At 65.3% G+C, this 15,386-nt stretch carries 14 protein-coding genes; 6 read left to right on the top strand and 8 right to left on the bottom strand.

Features of this window, described 5'->3' with window-relative positions:
* Positions 1–73: 73 nt before the first annotated feature.
* The 3 genes from AWB70_RS13975 (at position 74) to AWB70_RS13965 (ending at position 2,821) form a co-directional block, all read left to right on the top strand.
* Positions 74–1,291, top strand: coding sequence for a c-type cytochrome (locus AWB70_RS13975; RefSeq protein ID WP_053572092.1), 1,218 nt, complete (start codon positions 74–76; stop codon positions 1,289–1,291).
* Positions 1,292–1,419: 128 nt separating this feature from the next.
* On the top strand, positions 1,420–1,605 hold the full coding sequence (locus AWB70_RS13970) for a hypothetical protein (RefSeq protein WP_014252544.1): 186 nt from the start codon (positions 1,420–1,422) through the stop codon (positions 1,603–1,605).
* 166 nt (positions 1,606–1,771) lie between these two features.
* Positions 1,772–2,821: an FUSC family protein gene (locus AWB70_RS13965; RefSeq protein ID WP_053571504.1), complete on the top strand. Its 1,050-nt coding sequence runs from the start codon at positions 1,772–1,774 to the stop codon at positions 2,819–2,821.
* Here the strand turns inward: AWB70_RS13965 and AWB70_RS13960 are convergent.
* The 7 genes from AWB70_RS13960 to AWB70_RS13930 all read right to left on the bottom strand — a co-directional run bounded on the left by AWB70_RS13960 (position 2,818) and on the right by AWB70_RS13930 (position 12,774).
* The gene (locus AWB70_RS13960; RefSeq protein ID WP_053571505.1) at positions 2,818–3,966 is read right to left on the bottom strand and encodes a DSD1 family PLP-dependent enzyme; all 1,149 of its coding nucleotides are present in this window, start codon (positions 3,964–3,966) and stop codon (positions 2,818–2,820) included. The genes AWB70_RS13965 and AWB70_RS13960 overlap by 4 nt on opposite strands.
* A 100-nt stretch (positions 3,967–4,066) precedes the next feature.
* Complete coding sequence (locus tag AWB70_RS13955; protein ID WP_053571506.1) at positions 4,067–5,299, bottom strand: CaiB/BaiF CoA transferase family protein; 1,233 nt, start codon at positions 5,297–5,299, stop codon at positions 4,067–4,069.
* A 1-nt stretch (position 5,300) separates the two neighbouring features.
* Positions 5,301–6,110, bottom strand: a complete 810-nt coding sequence (locus AWB70_RS13950; RefSeq protein WP_200826414.1) for an enoyl-CoA hydratase/isomerase family protein — start codon at positions 6,108–6,110, stop codon at positions 5,301–5,303.
* A 58-nt stretch (positions 6,111–6,168) separates the two neighbouring features.
* On the bottom strand, positions 6,169–7,470 hold the full coding sequence (locus AWB70_RS13945; RefSeq protein WP_053572094.1) for an MFS transporter: 1,302 nt from the start codon (positions 7,468–7,470) through the stop codon (positions 6,169–6,171).
* 256 nt (positions 7,471–7,726) lie between these two features.
* Positions 7,727–10,765 (bottom strand): FAD-binding and (Fe-S)-binding domain-containing protein, encoded by a 3,039-nt coding sequence (locus AWB70_RS13940; protein WP_053571507.1) that lies wholly within the window; start codon positions 10,763–10,765, stop codon positions 7,727–7,729.
* A gap of 27 nt (positions 10,766–10,792) precedes the next feature.
* Positions 10,793–11,557: a 2-keto-4-pentenoate hydratase gene (locus AWB70_RS13935; RefSeq protein WP_053571508.1), complete on the bottom strand. Its 765-nt coding sequence runs from the start codon at positions 11,555–11,557 to the stop codon at positions 10,793–10,795.
* Positions 11,554–12,774, bottom strand: a complete 1,221-nt coding sequence (locus AWB70_RS13930; RefSeq protein ID WP_053571509.1) for a pyridoxal-phosphate-dependent aminotransferase family protein — start codon at positions 12,772–12,774, stop codon at positions 11,554–11,556. The genes AWB70_RS13935 and AWB70_RS13930 overlap by 4 nt, the downstream gene beginning before the upstream one ends.
* 163 nt (positions 12,775–12,937) lie before the next feature.
* On the opposite strand from AWB70_RS13930, the gene AWB70_RS13925 reads away from it, so the two are divergent.
* Both AWB70_RS13925 and AWB70_RS13920 read left to right on the top strand, forming a co-directional pair.
* On the top strand, positions 12,938–13,699 hold the full coding sequence (locus AWB70_RS13925) for a GntR family transcriptional regulator (RefSeq protein ID WP_014252553.1): 762 nt from the start codon (positions 12,938–12,940) through the stop codon (positions 13,697–13,699).
* A gap of 58 nt (positions 13,700–13,757) precedes the next feature.
* Positions 13,758–14,120, top strand: coding sequence for a hypothetical protein (locus AWB70_RS13920; RefSeq protein WP_014252554.1), 363 nt, complete (start codon positions 13,758–13,760; stop codon positions 14,118–14,120).
* Positions 14,121–14,134: 14 nt separating this feature from the next.
* Here AWB70_RS13920 and AWB70_RS39010 read toward each other — a convergent pair whose 3' ends face one another.
* Complete coding sequence (locus AWB70_RS39010) at positions 14,135–14,302, bottom strand: hypothetical protein (RefSeq protein WP_167351018.1); 168 nt, start codon at positions 14,300–14,302, stop codon at positions 14,135–14,137.
* 147 nt (positions 14,303–14,449) lie between these two features.
* On the opposite strand from AWB70_RS39010, the gene AWB70_RS13915 reads away from it, so the two are divergent.
* Complete coding sequence (locus AWB70_RS13915; protein ID WP_053571510.1) at positions 14,450–15,373, top strand: DNA-3-methyladenine glycosylase family protein; 924 nt, start codon at positions 14,450–14,452, stop codon at positions 15,371–15,373.
* Positions 15,374–15,386: the final 13 nt, after the last annotated feature.

Genomic DNA, 15,386 nt, shown 5'->3' with positions numbered 1-15,386 from the left:
CCCATTCGATCGAACCGCGAGCGCGTTGCAGCGCGCGTTCGCGGTGTTCACACACCTCTTCGGACGTATCGACATGAATCATCCATTTCACTCCATTCGCGCGGCGGGCATGCTGGCCGCATGCATCGCGCTCGCGCCCTCGCCCTCCGAAGCCGCCGTGAAAATCTGCACGTTTCCCGGCAGTCCTTCGGCGGCGCTGGATCGCGGTGTCGCGCAAGCCGTCTTCGCGCGGGCCAGAATTGCGGCGACGTTCGTTGCGGACGGCATCGGCGAAGGCGACGACGACGGCGTATCGCTCAAGGAACTCGACAGGACGCTCGCACGCAACTGCGATGTGATCGCGGGCTTTCCGCGCTCCGCCGTCGCCGATGCGGCCGACAGCAGGATGCGCTTCTCACGCGGCTATCTGCGCGCGGGCTATGTGAGCATCGAAGCGCCCGGCGCCGAACTGAAAGCGGCCGCGAAGCGCACCATCGCCGCGACGTATGCGAGCCCGGCGCAATTGATCGCCGTGCAGCAGCAGGACGTGACGCTCGATCTCGAGAACACCTCGGCGGCGACGGTCGAAGCCGTGGCGAACGGACGCGCGCAACGCGCGATCGTCTGGTATCCCGCGGTCGTCGCTTATCGCAACGCGCATCCGGAACGCAGCTTCGCCGTGGCCCCCGCCGATTCGCCGTACGCGGACTGGCAACTGACCTTCGCGTTCGGCGACAAGACGGCGGCCTTGCGCTCGCGCATCGACGATGCGCTCGCGTCCCTGAGCAACGAGGGCCGCCTGCAGGCATTGACGAAGCCATGGAGCTTGCCGGCGCAAACGGCATCGGCCGCGCGCTATCTCGACGCGCCTTCGACCTCATCGTTCAGGCATGCCGGCATCGTCCTCGCGGACATGAACGCCGCGCGCGCGGGCCGCGTCGTGAAGATCGCGAACGAAGGGAGCATCGCGCCGCCATCGTTCGAGCAGGCGCAAACGACGCACGGCAAGACGCTCTATTCGAGCGCGTGCGCGAAGTGCCACGGCGCGCAGCTTCAGGGCGTGACGGCGCCCGCGTTGCAAGGCCCGTCGTTCGCACCGGCATCGAATTCTCATCTCACGGTGGGCGGCATCTTCAACTACATGGCGACCAACATGCCGGCGGATCGTCCGGGCAAGATGAAGGATCAGGATTACGCCGACATCATGGCCTTCCTGCTGCTATCGAACGGCTACAAGCCGGGCGCATCGAAAATGACCGCCGACAGTGCGCGCGCGTCGGCCTTGCCGCTGAATGCCGGGCCGGGCCGCTAAGTGCGTCATGCTTGAATACATCACAACGTGATATATACTGAAAGTGTCGCGCGGGCGGACCGACACGTGCCGCAGCGCGGCGCAATGTGCGAGTCAGCCGGTTTTCGTGCCGGCGGGAGGCCAGCGTCGTGCTTATCAATAACGAGTTCGAAATCGGCTATCTGGTGGTGGTTTTCGCTTTGCTCGGCGTCATCCTGATCGGCGCGCTGCTCACGGCGCTGCATCTGGATCGCTGGCATCCGAAGCTCATCGGCGCGACCCTCGGGGCGTTACTCGGGCTTGCGCTGATCGAAGCGGTGCCGATGCTCACCTGACGACACACCCTGACGTTTCGTCGAAAGCTTCGGTTCGTTGCGATACCAGGGCGGCAGCATGCTCCGCAAGCGGGGGCATGTGCGCCGCCTTGTCTCTCGTTGCCTCGTCGGCCCTTCCGCGGTTCTTCTTCCGTTTCGCCGCGCGCTGCATTGGCATAATGCACGCATGGCAGCGATATCCCCTTCCTCATTCAGCTTGCAGGCCTTCTTCGGCGCGCCCGAAGCAAGACGGCTGCTGCGCACCCTCATGAGTTGCGCGATCAGTTACGGCGCTGCGCGGCTCGCCGCGTTGCCCGAAGGATACTGGGCGCTCATCACGACGCTCGTCGTGGTGACGCAGCCGAGCCTCACGCAAGCGGTCAATACGGCGCGCGACCAGATCATCGGCGCATTCATCGGCGCGGTCGCGGGCGTGCTCGGCATCGTCGCGATGCAGCGCGGCGCGCCGCCGCTTGCCGTCTTCAGCGTCGCGCTGCTGCCGCTCGCCGCGTTGAGCGCCAAGCAGCCCGCGTTCAGGCTCGCCTGCGTGACGCTCGTGATCGTCGTGCTGATTCCCGCGGGACCGGGCTCGCCATTCGAGCGGCCAATGCATCGCGTGCTGGAGATCTTGATCGGCGCGGCGTCGTCGTTCGTCGTGTCGGCGCTGTGGCCGAATCGCGCGCTCGACGCCGCGCATCGCAGCGTCGCGGATACCTTGAGCAGTCTCGGCCGTCTGATCGGGCTGTATCTGTCGGGAGAACCGGACGACGCCCGTGCGCAACACCTCGAAACGCAAAGCACCGACGCGCAACAAGCGCTCGACGACGCGTTGAAGGAAGCCGCGCGCGAACACATCATCGTGCTCGTGCAGAATCGCCGCTCCGACGCCATCGACAAAGCCGCGCCCTTTCTGCGGCGTCTACATAGCGATGCGCTCTTTCTTGCGAAGGCGGTATCGCGTTCGGATCGCGAGGCGTGTGCCGCGCGCCTCGGCGCAACGGGCCGCGAATTGCAGGCCGCGTTCGAGGCGCTTGCGGGCGTGCTTGCGTCGACGCGTCAGGACGATGAGAAGCTTGCGCGCGTGCGTGCTTCCGTGAGCGGGCTCAAGCACATGCTCGCCACGCAGGAACCGACGCACGGTGCGCAGGAAGTGGCGCAGTTCGTCGTCGGTCTGATCGTCGCGGATCTCGATGCGCTGATCGCGACGATCTATCCGCCCAAGGAACGCGCGGCCTAGCGCGAGAGACCGCGCGCATCGATCGGCCAGATGTCCGTCACGCGCTCGCCTCGGTAACACACGTACTCGTCATAGAGATTCACGGTCGGATCGCAATGTCCGGGCGGCAACAGCAGACGCTGGCCGACGAGCGGCGCGAAGTCTTCGCCGGGCGCATGCTGCGCTTGCAGCATGCCGTGCTCGTCGTTCGCGCTGCAGTAGGTCAGCGCGGCCTCGATGGTCGCATCGAGCCATCGCTCGCTGCGCGGCAAGCCTGAATCGACCGCGAGACCTTTCAGGCCGACGTCGCACACGGCCATGCCGGGCCGCGTCGCGCTCATGATCGTCGACAGCACGAAAAGGCTGTGACGCCAGCGCAACTCGCCACCCCAGCCGATGCCGCCGTAGTCGCCGTCCATGAACAGATACGAGCCGGGCTGCAATTCGGTGAAGACGCCGCTCGCCGCATCGAATTCGACCGTGCCGGTGCCGCCGCCCGTCACGATGCCGCATTGCACGCCGCGTGCATCGAGCGCGCGCAGATAGCGTGCGGCAATGTCCGCGGCGCGCTGCGCTTCGAGCTTGCGCGCGCTCCAGTCGGCGACGTGCTGGATGCCGCCGTGATACGCCTGAATGCCCGCGAAGCGCAATGCGCTATGCGCGGCGATGCCGTCGACGAGCGCGAGCAGCGCATCCTCGCTCGTCACGCCGCAGCGATGCTGACCGGCATCGATCTCGGGCAGCACGTCGATCGTCACGCCGGCGCGCGCGGCCGCTTCGCCGAGCGCGCGCACTTGCGGCAACGCATCCACGCACACCGAAAGGCGCACGTGCGATGCGAGTTCGACCGCCATCGCGAGCTTGTCCACGCCGACGAACTCGTTGCTCACATGAATGCTCGCGATGCCCGCCGCCGCGAACGGATACGCCTCCGACAACTTCTGGCAGCACACGCCGACCGCGCCCGCCGCGATCTGACGCTTCGCGATCTCGCTGGACTTGTGCGCCTTCGCATGCGGCCGCAAGGCGACGCCATGCTGTGCGGCGAATCGGGACATGGTCGCGAGATTGGCGTCGAACGCATCGAGATCGAGCGTCAGGGAAGGCGTGGCGACGGATGCGAGGGCGTCGCCCACGCGGGCGGCAGGAGGAGGTGCGAGCGTCATGGCGAGTCGTGGCGTTGAAGTGGGATCAGGCATCGATCATAGCGCCGCTGCATTCTGCATGATGAATGATGCATGCATAAAACCATCGGCTCGCACGGTGTCATGCCGGAACCCCGGTTTCGAGAATCGCGCCTTCGTCCTTGAGCGCCTGGATGCGCGCCTCGTCGAAGCCGTACTCGCCGAGCACCTCGCCTGTGTGCTGTCCAAGAAGCGGCGCGGGACGCGACGCCTTCGTGCATCCCTCGGAGAAATGAATCGGCAAGCCGATGCCGCGCATCGGGCCCGCGAGCGGATGCGCCGTCTCGACGATCATCCCCCGCGCGATGGCCTGCTCATGCGACGACGCCTCGGGCACGCCGAGCACCGCGCCGCTCGGCAGGCCGATTTCGTCGAAGCTCGCCAGCCACTCGCCGGTCGTGCGTTCCGCGAGCCGCGCGCTCAGGATCTCGACGAGCGCCTCGCGATGCTTGAGCCGCCCCGCGTTGGTCTGAAAGCGCGCATCGTCGGCGAGACCGGGAATCTTCAGCACGTCGACGAGACGCTCGTAGTTGCTTTGATTCGCCGCGCCGATATTCACCCAGCCGTCGCGGGTGCGAAACGCCTGATACGGCGCACTCGTCGGATTCGCGGAACCCGCTTTCGGCAGCACGGTGCCATCGGCGAAGTAGTTCGCGAAGGCCCAGTACATCTGCTGCAGGCCCGCTTCGAAGAGCGACGTATCGACCATCTGGCCGAGACCCGTCGCCTGCTTTCGCGCATAGGCCGCACTGATGCCGAGCGCCGCCAGAATGCCCGCGTTGATATCGGTGACGGGCGAGCCCGCCTTGATCGGCGCCTGCCCCGGCTCGCCGGTCATGCTCATGAGGCCGCTGAGCCCTTGCGCGATGAGATCGAAGCCGCCCTTGTCGGCCATCGGCCCGCTGCGGCCATAGCCCGATATCGCGCAATAGATGAGGCCGGGATTCGCCGCCCTGAGCGTGTCGTAGCCCATGCCGAGCTTTTCCATCGTGCCGCGCCGATAGTTTTCGGTCACGACATCCGCGCTCGCGAGCATCTTCCTCAGCACTTCCTTGCCGCCTTCCGTTTTCAGATTCAGCGCGATGCCCCGCTTGTTGCGGTTGACGATCATGAACGAGGCCGACTCGCCGCTCGCGAGAATCGGCGCGAAACGCCTGCAATCGTCGCCATTCGGAATCTTTTCGACCTTGATGACATCCGCGCCCATGTCCGCGAGCATCATCCCGCAGATCGGCCCCGACATGATGTGCGCGAGCTCGATCACCCGCATGCCCGCGAGCGGCCCCGCGCCCGCCGCCAGTTTCGTGTCCGCCATGTCAACGCCCCTTGAATTGCGGTTGGGTCTTGTCGAGAAACGCCTGATAGCCCGTGCGGAAATCCTCGGTGCCGAAACAGGCGAAACCTTCGTCGCGTTCCGCTTCGGTGAGCGGCGCCGCGTCCATCACGCGGCGCACGAACTGCTTGTGCCAGCGCGCGACGAGCGGCGCGCCGTCCGCGATGCGCCGCGCGGTTTCGTAAGCGTGCGCGGTGACGTCCGCGTCAGCGACGATGCGCGTGACGAGCCCTTTCGCAAGCGCTTCCCTGGCGTCGAAAATGCGGCCTTCGAGCAGTATCTCCAGCGCGGCGGCCGGTCCCGCAAGACGCACGAGCCCCTCCATTTCCGCATGCGCCATGACGAGACCGAGATTCTTGATGGGCACGCCGAAGCGGCTCGATTCGCCGCAGATGCGCAGATCGCACATCGCCGCGATTTCGAGGCCGCCGCCCACGCAGATGCCGTGAATCATCGCGACGATCGGATGCCGGCATTCGCGTAATGCATGCAAAGTGCGATGCATGATCGCGCCGTAGCTGCGCGCCTGCTCGACATTGGCGCGATCCGTGCGGAATTCGCCGATGTCGTTGCCCGGCGAGAACGCCTTTTCGCCCGCGCCGCGCAGCACGATGCAGCGCAGCGCATCGTCGCCGGACAGCGTCTCGATGGTTTCGCCCAGCGAGCGCCAGAGATGCTTGGTCATTGCGTTGAGCTTCTCGGGCCGGTCGATGACGACCGTCGCGATATCGCCGTCGCGCTCGGTCAGGATGGATGGTTCCGCCACATCGCCTCCTTGGATTGAATGCTGCATGCGTTATTCGATGCGGTTCATTGCATGCAGAATGCATAGAACCGCTCCGCTGGCAAGGTCACACGAACTTGCGCCCGTGCGCCGGGTCGTCCTTTTCCTTGTCCTTTTCCTCCTCCACCTCGAGCGTGCGATCCGGTCGCATCGTGAACGAGAGGACGATGCCGACGGCCATGAGAATCATCGACACCGTGAAGGGCAGGTTCCAGTTGCCGGTGCGATCGATGAGCCAGCCGCCCAGAACCGGACTGATGATCGCCGCGAGCGCCGAGCCGGAATTCATGATGCCGGCGGCCGTGCCCGCATGCTTCGGCGCGATGTCCATCGGCACGGACCACATCGGACCGATCGTCATCTCGTTGAAGAAGAAGCCGGCGGACAGGCAGACTGCGGCGAGCGTGATGGAGATATTGGAGACCAGCATGATCGGCGCGAGCGACAGCAGCGTCAGCGCCATGCATACGCCCACCATCACGTTGCGCGCGAGGCGCACGTTGCCGCTATTTCTCAGGATGCGGTCCGTCACCGAGCCGCCGAGCCAGTCGCCGAGCACGCCCGCGAAGAACACGCCGGACGCGAACAGCGCCGACTTGCCAAGCTGCATGTGATAACTGTGCAGGAAGTACTGCGGAATCCAGCCGAGAAAGAGCCACAGCACCCAGCCGTAGCAAAAGTACACGGCGGTGACGGGCGCCATTCGGCCGAGCAGCGTGCGCCACGGCACCGGCGCGCGTTGCTTCACGCCCGAGTAGCTCGCGAGCGTCGCGCATTCCGATTCCGTAATGCGCGGATGATCGCGCGGATTGTCGCGGAAGTAGAAGACCCACGCCACCGCCCACAGGAAGCTGATGATGCCCGTGATGATGAACGCGCCACGCCAGCTCGTCGCGACCATGAGCCAGACGATGAGCGGCGGCGCCACCGCATTGCCGATGCGCGATGCCGCATGCGTAATGCCCTGCGCAAAGCCGCGCTGGTCGGCGGGCATCCAGTTGGACATGGCGCGCGTCGCGGTCGGAAAGGTCGCGCCTTCGCCGAGGCCGAGCAGCACGCGCGCGACGATCAGCGAGAAGAAGCCGCCCGCGAGACCGGTCAGCACGGTGGCGCCTGCCCAGATGATCGCGCACAGCGTGAGCGTGCGGCGCGGCCCGAAGCGGTCGCCCACCCATCCGCCGATGATTTGAAACACGAGATACGGATAGGCGAATGCGGAAAACACGAAACCGACCTGCGTGTGCGAAAGACCGAGCTCGGCGCCGAACTGGCTGGCCGCCGTGCTGACATTGACCCGGTCGATATAGGTGATGAAATACATCGCGCATAGCAGCAGCAAAACGCGCGTGGTGGCTCGACGGAACATCATCGTCTCCTGGTGTAGCCGCGTGCGTGCGCCGGACGCCTTCGTCATGCAAAGGCGCCGGGTGACGGCATGCGGAACTTCGCGTGGGGTACGTCGGATGAGCGTTGCTCGAACTGCGTGCTATTTGCTACTGCGTGCGGCGGCGCAGTTTGCGGATGCGTGGTTTGCGCGGTGAAGTCATCGGCTTGTCTCCTGGTCGCGGCTCGTGTGTCCGCTTTAGTGCTTCGGTGAATGAAGGAACGCTGGTTGTCGCTTGCCGTCAATCCTTTGCATCGAGCGCCATGTCGAGCACGCGTGCAACATGCAGCGCTTCTCTTTGCGCGCCGTCCGCGATCTGATGACGGCAACTCGTGCCGTCCGCGACGATCAGCGCATCGTGCGCCGCCCGCACGGCCGGCAGCAGCGACATCTCCGCCATCGCCTGCGATGCGTCGTAATGCTCCGCTTCGTAGCCGAAGCTGCCGGCCATGCCGCAGCACGACGATTCGATCGTCTTCACGTCGAGGCCGGGAATCCAGCCGAGCACTGTCTCGACGGGACGCACGGCATCGAATGCCTTCTGATGGCAGTGTCCGTGCAACATCGCCGTGGGCCGGTCGAGCGCTTTGAGTGCGAGGCGCAAACGCCCCGCCGCTTCTTCGCGCACGAGAAATTCCTCGAACAGGAACGAGGCTTCCGATAACTTCCGGGCGGCGTCGCCATAGCCATATCCGAGAAACTCGTCCCGCAGGGAAAGCAGGCACGACGGCTCCAGTCCGACGATCGACACGCCGCGCTCGACATACGGCAGCAGCGCATCGAGCGCGCGGCGCGCTTCGGCCTTCGCTTCATCCACGAGACCGGCGGAGAGAAACGTGCGGCCGCAACAGAGCGGCCGCTCGCCCGCCTTCACGTTGAGATGAACCGTATAGCCCGCGGCTTCGAGCACGCGTTTGGCCGCGCGTGCATTGTCGGGCTCCATGTAGTTGTTGAAGGTATCGACGAAGAGCAGCACTTCCTTGCTCGCCGATACCGCTCGCGTGCGCTGCGCGCTCTGCAGAAAAGGCTTCGTGAAGCGCGGAAAGGCGCGCTGCGGCGCGAGGCCGATCTTCGTCTTCAGCCAGCGCGCAACGCCCGGCATGCTTTCTTCGACGACGTGCGCGAGCGCCGGCATGCGGCTCGCATACGGCGCATAGCGCGGCAGAAATGCCACCAGCCGGTCGCGCAGGCGCACACCGTGACGCGCTGTCCATGCGGCCCGCGCCTCGATCTTCATGCGGGCCATATCGACGCCAGTGGGACAGTCGCGCTTGCAGCCCTTGCACGATACGCACAGATCGAGCACGTCTTTTACATCGCGGCTTGCCAGGCCGTCATCGCCCAACTGTCCCGACAGAGCCAGCCGCAAGGTATTCGCGCGGCCGCGCGTGAGATGCTGCTCGTCCTTCGTGATGCGATAGCTCGGACACATCGTGCCCGCGTCGAACTTGCGGCAATGGCCGTTGTTGTTGCACATCTCGACCGCTTTCGCGAGCCCGCCGGACAGATCGCCGCCGGAGTTGGCCGGGCCTTCCTCGCCCGTCAGCGGATCGCGTGTGACGTTCCATGCGGACCAGTCGAGATGCGGCGTCAATGCGCGCTCGCGATACGAAGGCGGAAAGCGAAAGTTGGTCGTATCGTCCATCTTCGGCGGCGCGACGATACGGTCCGGGCTCAGGCGGTTCTCGGGATCGAAGAGCTGCTTGATGTCGCGAAACGCCTCGTTGATGCGCGGGCCGTATTGCCACGCCACCCACTCGCCGCGGCACAGGCCGTCGCCATGCTCGCCCGAGAACGCGCCCTTGTATTCGCGCACCATCGCCGCCGCCTCTTCCGCGATCGCGCGCATCTTGACGGCCCCGTCGCGGCGCATGTCGAGAATCGGCCGCACGTGCAGGGTGCCCACGCTCGCATGCGCGTACCACGTGCCTTCCGTTCCGTGCTTCCTGAAGACTTCGGTGAGACGGCTCGTGTATTCGGCGAGATGTTCGAGCGGCACCGCGCAGTCTTCGATGAAGGACACCGGCTTGCCATCGCCCTTCATGCTCATCATGATGTTCAGGCCCGCCTTGCGCACTTCCCACAGGGCCTTTTGCGGACCGGCATCGGGCATCTGCACGACCGCGCCGGGCAAGCCGAGTTCGCTCATCAGTTCCACGAGCTGCGCGAGCTTCGCAATCTGCATGTCGCGATCCGCGCCCGCGAATTCGACGAGCAACACCGCTTGCGGACGGCCGACCAGCGCTTTCTCGATGACGGGCCTGAAAGCCGGATTCGACATCGCCAGATCGATCATCGTGCGATCGACCAGTTCGACCGCGACGGGCCCGAGCTTCACGATGTGCTGCGTCATGTCCATCGCATCGTAGAAGCTCGGGAAGTTCACCACGCCAAGCGTCTTGTGCGTCGGCAAGGGCGCGAGCTTCAATGTCAGTTGACGGCTGAATGCAAGCGTGCCTTCCGATCCGACGAGCAGGTTGGCCAGGTTCGGTTCGCCGTCTGCGCTGAAAGGCAGCGGGCTCTGACAATCGAAGAGATCGAGGTTATAGCCGGCCACGCGCCGCAGCACCTTCGGAATGCGCTCGCGCATCTCCTGTTGCTCGCGCATGGCGATGCTGCGAATGCCATCGACGAGATCGCGCACGCGGGCATCCGCCGTCATGGACGAGAGCGTGCCGAAAGCGGCTTCATGACCGTCGGCGAGGATCGCGTCGATGGCATCGACGTTGTGCACCATGATCCCGTATTCCATCGAGCGCGAGCCGCACGAGTTGTTGCCCGCCATGCCGCCGATGGTGCATTGCGCGCTCGTCGACACATCCACCGGAAACCACAGGCCGTGCGGCTTGAGCCACGCGTTCAGATGATCCAGCACGACGCCCGGCTCGACCGTGACCGTGCGCGCGTCCTTGTCGAAGCGAACGATGTTGTTGAGCCACTTGGTCGTGTCGATGACGAGCGCCTCGCCCGTCGTCTGCCCGCATTGGCTGGTGCCCGCGCCGCGCGCCAGCACGCTCGCGTGGCTGTCGCGCGCGATCTGCAGCGCGACGCGCAAGTCGTCCTGATCCTTTGGCACGACGACGCCCGCCGGCATGATCTGATAGATCGACGCATCGGTGGCGTAGCGTCCGCGCGATGCACGGTCGAACAGCACATCGCCCTTCAGTTCGCGCTGCAAGCGCGCTTGCAGCGGCGTCGGCGCGGAGGCGAGCCGCGCACGCGCGGAAGCGGGCATCAGATGGATCGGCTTGACGAGACGGTCGGTGGGGGAATTGAGCATCGTCGCTTGTGTGGCCTTATGAATGCGTTATGCGAAATGCAATTCGACGGCGGGCAAGCCTTCGATGACGCCGGTCGCCGTGCCGGGTCTGCCGGGAAACGCGAGGCCGGTGTACGAACCCGCCGTGATCACGGTTCCGCGTTCCACGGCGAGGCCGCGCGACACGCTGTGATTCACCGTCCACGCGAGCAGGCGGCGCGGGTCGCCCGCCGGGTTCGCGGGTGCGCCCTGAAAGAGCGGCGCGCCGTCGAACGTGAAGGTCATCGCGGGAGACACGAACGGGAACGCGGCCTCGTAGGGCACGCCCTCACCCACGATCAGCGCGCCGTGGTTCTGCAGGTCCGCGAGCTGCCAGGGCTTCTCGACATCCGGCCACGCGGCGAAACGGCTCGCGACGACTTCGATCGACGCATGCACCGATTCGATCGCGGCCAGCACGTCTTCATCCCGATACGGTCCGCTGCCGGGCTCGAAACGCCGCCCGAGCCTGAATGCCACTTCGAGTTCGAGCCCCGGCTTGCCGAACGCATCCAGCGCGAGACGCGCGCCGGTTTTATGCATGCCATCGGCGGGGAGCGGCGCGCCCTGAATCGGCCCATCGGACGACTTCGCGCCGACTTTCCATCCGCCGATGTCCGCGCGCAGGGATCGCACGGTCGCTTCCTGCGCGGCATAGGCTTCGTCGGCGCTGGCCGGGCGTGCGCCTTCCGGCAGCGTATCGAGCGTTGCGCGATGCGCGCGCGCCTCGACGAACAGCCTCGCAAGCGCGTCGGCGTCGAAGGCCGCGCTCATGCCGCCGCCTTCAGCGCGGGCTTCGCGACATGGCTCGTCAGATAATCCATCGCCGCCGCGACACCGCTGCCCTTCAGTTCGACGCCCGCGAGCTTCAGGCCCATCTCGCAACCAGCGAGCGCGGCCATCAGCGTGAGATCGTTGCAATCGCCCAGATGCCCGATGCGGAACATGCGGCCCTTCGCCTTGCCGAGCCCCGTGCCGAGCGACATGTCGAAGTGTTCGTAGATGAGCTTGCGCACCGCGTCGGCATCCACGCCCTCGGGCATCATCACGCCCGTGAGCACCGGCGAATAGACGGACGGGTCCGCGCATTGAATCTCGAGTCCCCACGCGTTGACCGCCGCCCGGCACGCCGCCGCAAGCCGCTGATGGCGCGCGAACACGTTGTCGAGCCCTTCGCTCAGGATCATGTCGAGCGCTTCGGAAAGCCCGTAAAGCAGGTTGGTATTCGGCGTATAAGGCCAGTAACCCTGCTTGTTCATCTCGATGATGTCGGCCCAGTCCCAGAATGCGCGCGGCAGCTTTGCCTGTTTCGATGCCTCGCGCGCCTTCTCCGAGACCGCGTTGAAGCTGATCCCCGGCGGCAGCATCAGGCCCTTCTGCGAGCCGGAGACGGTCACGTCCACGCCCCATTCGTCATGGCGATAGTCGGCCGAGGCGAGACCGGAGATCGTATCGACCAGCAGCAGCGCGGGATGCTTCGCGGCATCGATGGCGCGCCGCACCGCGGCGATATCGGACGTCACGCCCGTCGACGTTTCGTTATGCACGACGCAAACGGCCTTGATCGCGTGCTGCGTGTCGTCGCGAAGGCGCTTCTCGATCATGTCGGCCTGCACGCCGCGCCGCCAGCCTTCGATGCCCGGCAAGCCCAGAAACTCCGGCTTCAGGCCGAGGTTCTCCGCCATCTTCTTCCACAGCGTCGCGAAGTGGCCGGTCTCGTACATCAGCACCGTGTCGCCGGGGCTCAAGGTATTGCACAGCGCCGCCTCCCATGCCCCCGTGCCCGATGCCGGATAGATGACCACCGGCTGATTCGTCTTGAAGATTTTCTTGATGCCGTCGAGCACTTTCAGGCCCAGCACGCCGAACTCGGGGCCGCGATGATCGATCGTCGGATAACTCATTGCCCGCAGGATGCGATCGGGCACGGGGCTGGGCCCCGGAATCTGCAGAAAGTGACGGCCGGCAGGATGAGAGTCGAGCTTCAGCATAGGTCCGCGTCCTTTAAAATGTAATTTTGCATGCAAAATACAATAACGCAGCAAGCCGGGCACGTAAAGGAATACATAGACCGAATGGCCTAGGGATAACCCGCTGGCGGTTTTTTCCGCTTACGCTGGGCTAAAATTGCCGAAAACGAGTTCGAGGTATTGAATGCAAAATCCCGATTTGCCAGAAACGCATATGTCGTCGGCGCTGCCGAAGGTGGAACGGCTGCGCCTGCACGACACCGTCGTCGATCACTTGCGCGGCTTTATCGTCGAAGGTCTGCTCGCGCCTGGCGTGAAGCTCAACGAGCGCAAGCTGTGCGAGACGCTCGGCATATCGCGCACCCCGCTGCGCGAAGCGCTGAAGGTGCTGGCCGCCGAAGGGTTGATCGAGATTTCGCCGAACCGCGGCGCGTCGGTCTCGCAGATGAGCGAGTTCGACATTCGCGAGATGTTCGAATTGATGAGCGGGCTGGAAGCCTTCTCCGGCGAACTGGCGTGCGAGCGCATCACGCCGCTCGAAATCGCGGAGATCAAGGCGCTGCACTACGCGATGCTCGCCTGCCGCGCGCAGAACGACCTGTCCGGCTACTACAGCCGCAATCAGGCCATTCACGACAAGATCAACGAAGCCGCGCGCAATACGGCCTTGCGTCAGACGTACGTGTCGATCAACCGGCGTCTGATGGCGCTGCGCTTTCGCTCGAACTTTCAGACGCCGAAGTGGGACAGCGCCATTCGCGACCACGAAGAAATGATCGAAGCGCTCGAAACGCGCGATGGACGGCGCATGGGCGACATTCTGCGCAAGCACCTGCTATCCAAGCGCGATGCGGTGCTCGCCGAGCGCACGCTGGCGACGGTCAAGCCCGAAGCGCCCAGAAAGCGCGCGGCGAACAAGCGCCACGGCGTGAGCGATAGCGAATAGAATGCTCGCCCGTTTCCCCTGAAAGTGAGGCTGTCAGAGCCTTCGATCGGGGGAGACAGTGAACAAGATCCGAAGTGCATGCCTCGTGCTCGGCGCGGCCCTCGTCGTCACGGGCTTTTCTTTCTATCACTCGCCGGACTTCGACACGGCGCAGGCCGCCATGGACCGCGCGACCGTCGATTGCCTCACCCGCGGACTCACGCACGGCGAGAAGGTCCGCATCGCCCGGATCACCGAGATGTCGGACAGCGAGATCCTCGATCCCGTCTACGCCGATTTGCTCGCGCGCTGCGTCGTGCGCTCCGACCAATGGGACCGCAGCCCGCAACTCGTCACGAGCGCGCGCCAGATGCTTTCGCATGATCCGGAATTCAGGCAGTTGCTGAACGCGCGCACGATGGAAGTGGCGCAACGCCCCTGACCCGCGCGCGGTGTTCAGGCCGCGAGCCCGCTGCCCGCCGCGGGCTGAGGCTGGCTGCGCGCGCTCGCGGCATGCGCGCTCAATACCGCGAACTCGTGTTGCGTATAGCGCGTGACCGGCGCGACGGCTGCCAGCGCGGCGACGATAACAATGGCGAAGATGCTGATCGAAAAGGCATTCATGTCCGGCTCCTGACTGGTTGGCGGTGACGTTTTGCTGGTTCGTTGCTGCCGATGTGAAGCATTCTGGCCGCCGAGACTTAGCCGGGAATGAGCGCCTGCCAGAGTAAGATCGCATGCAATCGACCACCGCAGTAATCGGCATTCAAAATGCATTCGACATTCGACACCTCGACCGCCACGCTGGAGCTTCCGTTCAAGCGGCCTTTCGACTGGACACGCATGCTGAAATTCATCGGCGGGCGCGCGTCGGCGGGCGTCGAGTCGGTCGAGGACGGCGTGTACCGGCGCGCGATCGCCTGGCGCGGCGACGACGGCGCTGTCGAAGTGCGTCCGCATGCGCGCAGGCAGCGGCTTGTCGTGAGCGTCGAAGGCGCGGCGGCCCGCCATGCGGAAGAACTCGCCACGCCGATCGCGCGCATGTTCGACCTGCATGCCGATCCGCGCGAGATCGCCCGATGCCTCGGCGGCGATCCGCTGCTCGCGCCGCTCGTGGCAGCCGCGCCCGGTTTGCGCGTGCCGGGCGCGTGGTCCGGTTTCGAACTCGTGGTGCGGACCATCGTCGGGCAACAGGTGAGCGTGAAAGGCGCATCGACGATCATGAACCGCATCGTGCAGCGCGCGGGGCGACGGATCGAAGGTCATCCGCACGAAGCCACCGCATGGCGCTTTCCGACGCCCGCCGAGCTCGCCGCCGCCGATCTCGACAAAATCGGCATGCCGACGAAGCGCATCGAGACCGTGCAGCGCTTCGCGCAGGCGGTCGCGACAGGCGCGCTGCCGCTCGATGAACCGGGCGCCGATCCGGACATCCTGAAACGCGACATGCTCGCGATGCCCGGCATCGGACCGTGGACCGTCGGCTATGTGGCGATGCGCGCGCTGCGCGATCCCGACGCGTGGCCCGACGCCGATCTCGTTCTCATGCAGTCCATCGCGCGACACGATCCATCGCTTGGCAAGCCCGCGCAGCAGCGCGCCCACATCGAACGCTGGCGGCCGTGGCGCGCCTATGCGGCGATGCATCTGTGGAACGGCGTCGCGATGGAAACCGGGCTTGCGCGCGGCGGCTGATATGGCGATTGCA

It is taken from the genome of Caballeronia cordobensis, assembly GCF_001544575.2.
Lineage (GTDB): Bacteria > Pseudomonadota > Gammaproteobacteria > Burkholderiales > Burkholderiaceae > Caballeronia > Caballeronia cordobensis.
This window is presented reverse-complemented; position numbering and strand designations above follow the sequence as displayed.